We start from the raw sequence: 8,904 nt of genomic DNA, 5'->3' as shown, positions 1-8,904 counted from the left end.
GGCCCTTGCGCCGGACCAGACGGTTGTCCCGGTGGCGATTGCGCAGCGATCTCAAGGAGTTACGGATCTTCATGATAAACCTTCGGGCACTTTGTCTGGTATGGGGCTTTGCGATCGGCCAATAAAGGCCCCGCATCCGGTGTCCCGGATTGCCCTCGGATTGGCGCGGAACCTAAGGGGCGGGCCCGTGCCTGTCAACCGGGAAGCACGCCCCCGGCCGGAAGCAACCAAACCGGCCCCACGAGCCACTTTCCCTGCCCGGGAAATCGGGCTAGATCATGCCCCAACATGAAAATGGCGCGGGCGTCATTTTAGCGCCCGCCACGAGAATCGGTTCCCTGATGGCGTATGAGAAACCCAACACCTATCTGACGGACCCCGCCGTCCGCTCGCTCCCGGACGAGGACATCGTCCGGCACCAGCCGCTCTGGTTCCGCCAGGCTCTGGCCGCGCCGCGCGAGAGCCGCCGTCTGACCGTCGACGGCGCGAGCATCCATTATCTGCGCTGGGGGAACGACGACCCGAAACGGCCAGGCATCCTCTTCGTCCATGGCAATGGCGCCCATGCCGAATGGTTCTCCTTCATCGCGCCGCTGCTGACCGATCGCTACAACGTCGCCGCCATGGACCTCGGCGGCATGGGCGACAGCGACTGGCGGACGTCCTATGTGCGCGAGAGCTTTGCGCATGAGATCGGCCAGGTGGCGCTCAATGCCGGGCTTGGGCCGAAGCCGGTCGTGGTCGGCCATTCCTTCGGCGGCTTCGTGACGCTCATCGCGGGCAAGCATTACGGCGAGAAGCTCGGCGGCCTCATCCTTGCCGACTTCACCGTGCGCTCGCCCTCGCATGAATGGTTCCTCAAGGATCCGCTGCGCCGGCCGACGCGCATCTATCCCGATTTCGAGACGGCGAAGGCGCGCTTCCGCCTGGCGCCGCTCCAGCCCTGCGCCAATGGCTTCATCATCGACCATATCGGGGGTTTGAGCCTGCGCGAGGTGAAGATCGGCGAGAATCCGGGCCGCCGACCTTCGACCGAAGCGGGCTGGACCTGGAAGTTCGACGCCGAGATGTTCAACGGTCTGCGGATGGGCGACGATCACGCGGACATCTACAAGAATCTCGCCTGCAAGGGCGCGACCATGTTCGGCCTCGAAAGCCGCGACTACGATCCGGCGAGCGTCGCCTTCCTGCGCACCCTCGCGCCGGAAAAGCCCGTCTTCGCCATTCCCGGCGCGCAGCACCACATCATGCTCGATCAGCCCCATGCCTTCGCCGGCGCGGTCGCCGCATTGATGGCGCAGTGGGAAGCCGAAGGCGCGCTCGCGCCGTCGCAAGGCTGACGCCCGTGGAAGATGTTCTGCCGCTGCCGGCGACGCTCGCCATTCTGGCGGCAAGTCTTGCCGCGGGCGGATATCTTCTCTGGCTCGAACGGCGGCCGCATGAATTCGGCCGCGTACGCCTCGTGCCGACGACGCCGCTTCTCTTCCTCGTGATGGTCGTCATCATTCTGATGGGCGCGCATCTGCTGACGCTCTTCGGTGCATCGCCGCGCGGCCCGTCCTACTGAAGGCCGATGCCTTCCTCTTCATCCTCGAAATCTTCGGCCGCCTGCTGCAAGCCCCTCATCGAAGGATGAAAGAGCGCGAAGGCGAGGATCGGCACGACGAGCAGCGCGCCGACGATGAAGGGCGCCTGATGCATCCGCTCGTAGATGTTGAAGCCGATGAACGAGTTCAGGAAGATGAAGGGTGTCAGGATCATGCCCGTCGCCGAAGTGCCGGCGATGAAGCCTGCCATCGCGCCCTGATCGCGATGCGAGACCGAGAGCGAGGCGCCCGCCTGCAAGCCCGGTCGCAGCAGGCCGAAGCCGAGGCCGGACAACGTCAGCGCGGTCACGAGAATGCCGTAGGACGATCCGGCGACGAGGCCGACGAAGGAGAAGATCACGATGATCGATCCCCAGCGCAGCAGCCATTGCACCGAAAGATTGAAACGCTGGATCAGGCCGATCTGGGCGAAGAGCGCCGCCATCGCCATGGCCATCAGACCGACGCTCACCATCTGCGTCGCGTCGTCGAGTTTCAACTCCAGCATGTCGATGAAATAGAAGGCGCAGAGCTGCATCACGATCGACTGCGCGAAACTGAGGATGATGCTGATGCCGACCCAGGGCAGTGCGCGCCGGTCGTACCATCTGAGCCCCGCCTTGCGGCCCTGCTTCTCCGAGACGCGGTTCGACGGCCGTGTACGTTCCGGGAGAAAAAACCAGATGAGCGCGGCGCTGACATAGGCGAGCGCGGCGACCGCGAAAAACGGCGCGACGACATGGATGACGGCGAAAGCGGCCGCGACGCCGGGACCGATCGCCGTGCCGATGCCGAAGGCCGCGCCGAGCGACGCGACGCCAGAGGCGCGTTCGGACCGCGTGGTGCGGTCGGCGACATAGGCTTGCGCCGCCGAACCGTTGCCGGAGCCGAGGCCGCCGAAAATCGAACGCGCAACCAGCAGCATCGGGAAGAGAATGCTCAGATGCACCCATCCCTTGAGGCCGACAAGGACGAGACAGGCGAAGATCGTCGTCGAGATCGCGAAGGCGAGAAGGCCGATCATCATGATGGGCTTGCGGCCGACGATGTCGCTGCGCCGTCCCCAGAAGGGGCTGGTCACGATCCAGAGCAGCGACGAGAGCGAGTAGATCATCGTCGTCTCGAATTCGCTCATGCCCAGGCGGCGCGCGATCGGCGGCATCACCGCATAGACGAGCGTCTGCCCCATGCCGCCGGAGAGCTGGCAGAGAAAGAGTATCTGGAAGGCGCGCTTCCGCTCGGCCGGCGTGGTGACGCCGGTGCCGAAGCTCGAAGGTGTCGGGGGAACCGCGACCGGCGCTGCCGAATCGGCGGTTTTTTCCTCTGTCGTCATGGGGGCCTCTGCCGGGCCTTTTTGAAAGTCAGCCTGATTTACGTGAATAACGCTGCGTCGCCAATGGCCCATTCGAAATTTTGTTTCGGCCCATGGAACGCGCGCTTGTCATCCCGCCCCGCTGCCCTAACCTCGACGGAAAAGCCATTGAGATACAGGGGAGATCGCCATGGAACTTTCGTTGAGCGTGCGGGATACCGCGTTCCGCGACGAGGTTCGACGTTTTCTGGACGAGAAGCTGACGCCGGAGCTGCGCGCGACCGGGCAGCTCATGACCAGCGTCTATGCCGATTACGACACGACCATGCGCTGGCAGGCGGCTCTCTATGAAAAGGGCTGGGTCGCGCCGGCCTGGCCGGTCGAATATGGCGGCTGCGACTGGTCGGTGATGCAACATTACATTTTCGCCAGCGAGCTTTCATCGGCCGGCGCCCCCTCGCTCTCGCCGATGGGCCTCGGCATGTGCGGACCGGTGCTGATCGGTTACGGCACACCGGAGCAGAAAGCCTTCTATCTGCCGCGCATCCTCAACGGCGCCGACTTCTGGTGTCAGGGCTATTCCGAGCCGGGATCTGGCTCGGACCTTGCCAGCCTGCAGATGAGCGCGGTCGACATGGGCGATCATTTTCTCTGCAATGGCTCGAAGATCTGGACCACCCACGCAAACTACGCCAACCGCATCTTCAATCTGGTGCGCACGTCGAAAGAGGACATTCCCCAGCGCGGCATCACCTTCCTCCTCATCGACATGGAAACGCCGGGCGTCAAGGTCGAGCCGCTCGTCATGCTGTCGGGCGAGCACATCCAGAACCAGGTCTTCTTCACCGACGTCAAGGTTCCCAAGGCGAATGTCGTCGGCAAGGTCGGCGAGGGCTGGACGGTCGCGAAGTATCTCATGCAGTTCGAGCGCGGCGGCCACGCCTATGCGCCGGGTCTGCATACGCGGCTCCGCCGCATCCGCGCGATGGCCGGAGCCGAGTGCAACTCGAACGGCGCGCGACTGATCGACGATCCGGATTTCGTCGACAAGCTCGCCGCCGCGGAGGTCGAGATCACGGCGCTGGAATTCACCGAGCATCGCATCATGTCGGCGCTCTCCCACGGCGATGCGCCCGGCGCCGAATCCTCGCTGCTGAAGACGCGCGGCACCGAACTCTCGCAACGCCTGACCGAACTCGCGCTCGAAGCGGTCGCCGGCTACGCGCTGCCTTATCAACCGCAAGCGACGCGGCCGGGCGGCCCTGTCGTAGGTCTCGAACCATCCAGGGGCAACGCCACCCCCGTCGGCCCCGCGCATAGCTGGCCGGTGGCGGCAAAATATCTCAACGACCGGGCCGGTTCGATTTATGCCGGCACCAATGAAATCCAGCGCAACATCATGGCGAAGGCGGTGCTGGGCCTCTGAGCCCTTCACCCGACGCCACGTTGCCTGCTAGAACTCGGGCAACGACATTCAACCGGAAGTTCCCATGCATATCGACGACGTGCTGCGCGCCCGCAAATCGGTGCGCGCCTTCAAGCCCGACCCCGTCCCGCTCGCCCTCGTGACCGAAATTCTCGAAATCGCGTCATTGGCGCCTTCCGGCACCAATATCCAGCCCTGGAAAGTCCATGTGATCGCGGGCGACGTGCGTCGCCGCCTCGAAGAGGAGGTTCTCGCGCATCGCGAAACGCAGCCTTCCGATGCCAGCGCTGAGTTCCCGCGCACCTCGAAACGCAAGGAGCCTTACACGTCCCGCATGCGGAAACTCGGCAAGGACATGTATTCGCTGCTCGGGATTCCGAAGGGCGACCAGGCCGCGAACTGGCGGCAATGGGGCCGCAACTACCAGTTCTTCGACGCGCCGGTCGGGCTCATCTTCACGATCGACAAGGATCTCGACGCGATGAGCTTCCTCGACATCGGCATGCTGATGCAGTCGATCATGCTCGCCGCCAAGGCCCGCGGCCTCGACACCTGCGCGCAGGGCGCCTGGAACAATTACTGGACGGCGACGCGGCGCGTGCTCGGCGTGCCGGAAGACGAGTACATCATCTGCGGCATGTCGCTCGGTTACGCCGACGAAACGGCCCCAGTCAACACGCTCGTCTCCGAACGCGAACCGGTGTCGAGCTTCGCGACGTTCCACGGCTTCGAATAATCAGCGCTGCCCGATATGACTCGTGGTGAGTGTCATCGCCTTCGGCACCGCATGAGGCTTGTTGGGCGCCGCCTCTGTCTCTCCAGGCGGCGCGATGACGAAGAGGACCGGGCCGGAGGCGTTTGAAAAGAGCGGCACCGGATCGGCGAGGCCGCCGGCGAGATTGCTCGTGACGACCTGCCCGCTCTGGTCGATCAGCGTGGTGCTGCCGGCAGGCGGCGGGACGCTTGCCGCATGAGCGGTGCTTGCGGCCAGGCCCAATGCGAGGGACGCAACGATCAGGAACGCTGCCTTGGTGTTTTCCATGCCTGAGATATAGCGCGTCCCCGGCTTCGATCAAGCGGGCCATTCGCGTTCACCGGCCTGTTCATCCGCTCACCTTGGCCGCGCCGGCTTGCGCGTCTATCCTCGCCGCCAAAGACATCAACGACAATCGTGAACGGGAGAACATTCATGGCGGAATATCCACGCCCGCTTCCCCTGCCGACGCCCGAGACCCAGCACTTCTGGGACGGGTGCAAGGCAGGCGAGCTCAGGCTTCAGCGCTGCGGCGAGTGCAACCACACCTATTTTCCGCCGCGCCCCTTCTGCCCGGCCTGCTCGTCGCGCAATGTCGAGATCTTCAAGGCATCCGGCAAGGCGACGCTTTACAGCTACGTCATCAATCACCGTCCCCGTCCCGACTTCGGCGACAAACCGCATTCGATCGCGGTGGTCACGCTCGCCGAAGGCCCGCGCATGATGACGAACATCATCGACTGCCCGCAGACGCCGGAGGCGCTGATCCTCGACATGCCGCTCGAAGTCACCTTCGAGAAGGCGAACGAAGAGATCAGCCTGCCGAAGTTCAAGCCGGCCCAGACACCGGCGAAAGGGTAAGACGATGAAGCAGAAAACAGTGGCGGTCGTCGGCGCAGCCGAAACGACCGAGATGGGCAAGATTCCGAATACCTCGCAGCTGATGCTCCATGCGGACGCGGCGCTCAACGCGATGCGCGATGCGGGCCTCACCGCGAAGGACATCGACGGCATCGCGACGGCGGGCGACAGCCCGGTCGAGATCGCGCAATATCTCGGCATCACGCCGACATGGGTCGACGGCACAAGCGTCGGAGGTTGCTCCTTTATGCTGCATGTCCGTCACGCGGCGGCGGCGATCAACGAGGGTCTCTGCAAGACGGTGCTCATCACACATGCCGAGTCCGGACGCTCGCGCGTCGGCGCGCGGAAGTTCGGCCGCGATCCGGCAAGCCAGATGGGGCAGTTCGAAGTGCCTTACGGCGTCACGAACCCGCCGACCATGTTCACCATACCGGTGCTGCGCTACATGAAGGAAGTCGGCGTAACCGAGGAAGACCTCGCCACCGTCGCCGTCATCCAGCGCGAATGGGCGGCGAAGAATCCGCGCGCCTCCTTCCGCGATCCGATCACCGTCGACGACGTTCTGAATTCGAAAATGATCGCCTGGCCGTTCCGGCTCCTCATGTGCTGCCTCGTCACCGATGGCGGCGGCGCACTCATTCTCACCAGCGCCGACCGGGCGAAGGACTTCCCGCAGAAGCCGGTCTATATCCTCGGCACGGGCGAGAGCTGCGAGACGCCGATGGTGAGCCAGATGGAAGACTTCACCACGTCGAAGGCGTTCCGCGTTTCCGGCAAGAAGGCGTTCGACGAAGCCGGCATCAAGCATTCCGATGTCGATCATCTGATGATCTACGACGCCTTCGCGCATCTGCCGCTTTACGGCCTCGAGGATCTCGGCTTCTGCGGACGCGGCGAGGCGGCCGCCTTCATCCGCGAACGCAACACGGCGCCGGGCGGCAAGCTGCCGCTCAACACCAATGGCGGCGGGCTTTCCTACATGCATTCCGGCATGTACGGCATGTATGCCCTGCAGGAGAGCGTGCGTCAGATGCGGGGCATCGCGCCGGCGCAGGTGCCGGGCGCGAAAATCTCGATCGCGCATGGCGTCGGCGGCATGTTCGCCGCCTCGGGTACGATCGTCTTCTCGAACGAGAAGCCGTAGGTCACGAGAGGCAACTGGCCTAAATTCCGTGTCACCCCGGCCTTCGGGCCGGGGTCCAGGGGCCGCTTGCTCCGTGCATGTCGCCCCTGGATCCCGGGACGAGCCCGGGATGACAGCAATAGAATATTGGAGAGAACCGTCATGCACCTCGCCAAGCCACGGATCGATGTCGGCCTCTTCACCAATAACATCGAGGCGATGCTCGACTTCTATCAGAAGGAAATCGGGCTCCCCTTCGATCATCTTCTGCCGCTGGGCGGCGGACGCCAGCAGCATCGCCACGAGATGCTCGGCTCGGTGCTGAAGATCAACGAAAGCCGCGAGCCCATCGCGGCGCGGGCGCCATCCGGCTATCGCGAGTTGCTGATTGCGCGCGAGGGATTGCTCGGGCCGAAACATCTCACCGATCCGGACGGCAATGCGGTGACGCTGGTGCCGCATGGCGCCTTCGACATCGAACGCATCGGCATCCGGCTCGGCGTGCGCGACGCCGCCGCCCATCGCCGCTTCTATGCCGTCGCAATGGGCCTGCCGGATGTGCCGGAAGCCGGCGGCAACAGTTTTCTCTGCGGCGACAGCGTCATCCTTTTCGACGAGGCGGCGGATGCGCCGTCTGACGCGACCATCGAAGGAACGGGCTTTCGCTACATCACCGTGCAGGTCTTCAAGACGGACGAGGAACATGCGGGCGTCCTCGCCCGCGGCGGTCGCGAGGGACAGAAGCCGCAGACGCTCGGCAAGGTGGCGCGGATTTCCTTCATTCGGGACCCAGACGGCAACTGGATCGAGATTTCGCAGCGCGCTTCGCTGACGGGCTCTCTCGACTAGCGGCCCGGTTGGGGTAAACTCTCGGGCAACACGTAAAAAGCCCGACGGGAACGCTTCATGGCCTATAACAAGATTCAGGTGAACCGGATTTCCGGCGCGCTCGGTGCGGAAATCGTCGGCGTCGATCTTTCAAAGGATCTCGACAACGAGACCTTCGACGACATTCATCAGGCCTTCCTCGACAATCAGGTCATCTTCTTTCGCGACCAGCATCTCACGCACGAGCAGCACAAGGCCTTCGGCCGCCGGTTCGGCACGCTGAACATCCATCCCTATGTGAAGGGCATGGACGGGCACCCCGAGATCATGAAGATCGTCAAGGAGCCCGACGACAAGGTGAATTTCGGCGGCGGCTGGCACTCCGACATGTCGTTTCTCGAGGAGCCGGCGCTCGGCTCGATCCTCTACGCCAAGGAAGTTCCGCCCTTCGGCGGCGACACGCTGTGGGCGAACCAGTATCTCGCCTACGAAACGCTGTCGGACGGCATGAAAAAAATGCTGGACGGTCTTCGGGCCGTCCATACCGCCAAGGGCGAATATAGCGAACGCGGACATTCGGCGCAAAAGCGACAGTCGATGGAAGTCGCGACGGCGGGCGACGACGTTCCCTCCTACGAGCACCCCGTCGTGCGCACGCATCCCGAAACCGGCCGCAAGGCGCTCTACGTCAATCCCGCGTTCACCGAAAAATTCGTCGGCATGACGCGGCGGGAGAGCGCGCCGCTGTTGCGCTTCCTCTTCGAGCATTGCACGCAGGAAGGCTTCACCTGCCGCTTCCGCTGGACGCCCAATGCTCTCGCCTTCTGGGACAATCGGGCGACACAGCATTTCGCGCTCAACGACTATCATGGCCATCGCCGGCACATGGAGCGCGTCACGGTTAACGGCGACCGGCCTTTCTGATCTCCCGTTCCAAAATCATCTTTAAAACCGGAAGTTCAGCCTGCATCATGCGAGCGGGCGAGTCGCGGGCGTTTCCACGCTGCGGCT

The 8,904-nt window shown here is 63.8% G+C and carries 10 protein-coding genes and 1 pseudogene; 8 read left to right on the top strand and 3 right to left on the bottom strand.

Going from position 1 to position 8,904, the window contains the following annotated elements; genetic code table 11:
• A pseudogene (locus VMR03_RS00160) lies at window positions 1–73 on the bottom strand (50S ribosomal protein L36); the annotation flags it as partial.
• A gap of 268 nt (window positions 74–341) precedes the next feature.
• Between VMR03_RS00160 and VMR03_RS00155 the strand changes: the two are divergent.
• Window positions 342–1,340, top strand: a complete 999-nt coding sequence (locus VMR03_RS00155; protein ID WP_325401065.1) for an alpha/beta hydrolase — start codon at window positions 342–344, stop codon at window positions 1,338–1,340.
• A 5-nt stretch (window positions 1,341–1,345) separates the two neighbouring features.
• Window positions 1,346–1,567, top strand: a complete 222-nt coding sequence (locus tag VMR03_RS00150) for a hypothetical protein (RefSeq protein ID WP_325401063.1) — start codon at window positions 1,346–1,348, stop codon at window positions 1,565–1,567.
• Here the strand turns inward: VMR03_RS00150 and VMR03_RS00145 are convergent.
• Window positions 1,561–2,919 carry an MFS transporter gene (locus tag VMR03_RS00145; RefSeq protein WP_325401060.1) on the bottom strand — a complete coding sequence of 453 codons (1,359 nt, stop codon included), beginning with the start codon at window positions 2,917–2,919 and terminating at the stop codon, window positions 1,561–1,563. The two genes, VMR03_RS00150 and VMR03_RS00145, sit on opposite strands and share 7 nt — an antisense overlap.
• 169 nt (window positions 2,920–3,088) lie before the next feature.
• Here VMR03_RS00145 and VMR03_RS00140 point away from each other — a divergent pair, with 169 nt between their 5' ends.
• Both VMR03_RS00140 and VMR03_RS00135 read left to right on the top strand, forming a co-directional pair.
• Window positions 3,089–4,324, top strand: a complete 1,236-nt coding sequence (locus VMR03_RS00140) for an acyl-CoA dehydrogenase family protein (RefSeq protein WP_325401058.1) — start codon at window positions 3,089–3,091, stop codon at window positions 4,322–4,324.
• 64 nt (window positions 4,325–4,388) lie between these two features.
• Window positions 4,389–5,060, top strand: coding sequence for a nitroreductase (locus tag VMR03_RS00135; RefSeq protein ID WP_325401056.1), 672 nt, complete (start codon window positions 4,389–4,391; stop codon window positions 5,058–5,060).
• Here the strand turns inward: VMR03_RS00135 and VMR03_RS00130 are convergent, their stop codons facing one another.
• Window positions 5,061–5,366 (bottom strand): hypothetical protein, encoded by a 306-nt coding sequence (locus VMR03_RS00130; protein WP_325401054.1) that lies wholly within the window; start codon window positions 5,364–5,366, stop codon window positions 5,061–5,063.
• A 147-nt stretch (window positions 5,367–5,513) separates the two neighbouring features.
• On the opposite strand from VMR03_RS00130, the gene VMR03_RS00125 reads away from it, so the two are divergent.
• From VMR03_RS00125 to VMR03_RS00110, 4 genes are all read left to right on the top strand, one after another.
• Complete coding sequence (locus tag VMR03_RS00125) at window positions 5,514–5,939, top strand: Zn-ribbon domain-containing OB-fold protein (protein WP_325401052.1); 426 nt, start codon at window positions 5,514–5,516, stop codon at window positions 5,937–5,939.
• A gap of 4 nt (window positions 5,940–5,943) precedes the next feature.
• Window positions 5,944–7,086 (top strand): thiolase C-terminal domain-containing protein, encoded by a 1,143-nt coding sequence (locus VMR03_RS00120; protein WP_325401050.1) that lies wholly within the window; start codon window positions 5,944–5,946, stop codon window positions 7,084–7,086.
• A gap of 141 nt (window positions 7,087–7,227) precedes the next feature.
• Window positions 7,228–7,914 (top strand): VOC family protein, encoded by a 687-nt coding sequence (locus VMR03_RS00115; protein WP_325401048.1) that lies wholly within the window; start codon window positions 7,228–7,230, stop codon window positions 7,912–7,914.
• A 57-nt stretch (window positions 7,915–7,971) separates the two neighbouring features.
• Window positions 7,972–8,817, top strand: a complete 846-nt coding sequence (locus tag VMR03_RS00110; protein WP_325401046.1) for a TauD/TfdA dioxygenase family protein — start codon at window positions 7,972–7,974, stop codon at window positions 8,815–8,817.
• The last annotated feature ends 87 nt before the right edge of the window (window positions 8,818–8,904 follow it).

The sequence above is a fragment of the Parvibaculum sp. genome, assembly GCF_035511255.1.
GTDB lineage: Bacteria > Pseudomonadota > Alphaproteobacteria > Parvibaculales > Parvibaculaceae > Parvibaculum.
The sequence above is the reverse complement of the archived record's forward strand: the minus strand, read 5'-3'. Positions and strand labels throughout refer to the sequence as shown.

Bases quoted from the DNA above. Each gene is read 5' to 3' on its own strand.
- VMR03_RS00130 (WP_325401054.1), bottom strand. From the start codon at position 5,366: ATGGAAAACACCAAGGCAGCGTTCCTGATCGTTGCGTCCCTCGCATTG.
- VMR03_RS00115 (WP_325401048.1), top strand. From the start codon at position 7,228: ATGCACCTCGCCAAGCCACGGATCGATGTCGGCCTCTTCACCAATAAC.
- VMR03_RS00155 (WP_325401065.1), top strand. From the start codon at position 342: ATGGCGTATGAGAAACCCAACACCTATCTGACGGACCCCGCCGTCCGC.
- VMR03_RS00120 (WP_325401050.1), top strand. From the start codon at position 5,944: ATGAAGCAGAAAACAGTGGCGGTCGTCGGCGCAGCCGAAACGACCGAG.
- VMR03_RS00135 (WP_325401056.1), top strand. From the start codon at position 4,389: ATGCATATCGACGACGTGCTGCGCGCCCGCAAATCGGTGCGCGCCTTC.
- VMR03_RS00125 (WP_325401052.1), top strand. From the start codon at position 5,514: ATGGCGGAATATCCACGCCCGCTTCCCCTGCCGACGCCCGAGACCCAG.
- VMR03_RS00145 (WP_325401060.1), bottom strand. From the start codon at position 2,919: ATGACGACAGAGGAAAAAACCGCCGATTCGGCAGCGCCGGTCGCGGTT.
- VMR03_RS00140 (WP_325401058.1), top strand. From the start codon at position 3,089: ATGGAACTTTCGTTGAGCGTGCGGGATACCGCGTTCCGCGACGAGGTT.
- VMR03_RS00110 (WP_325401046.1), top strand. From the start codon at position 7,972: ATGGCCTATAACAAGATTCAGGTGAACCGGATTTCCGGCGCGCTCGGT.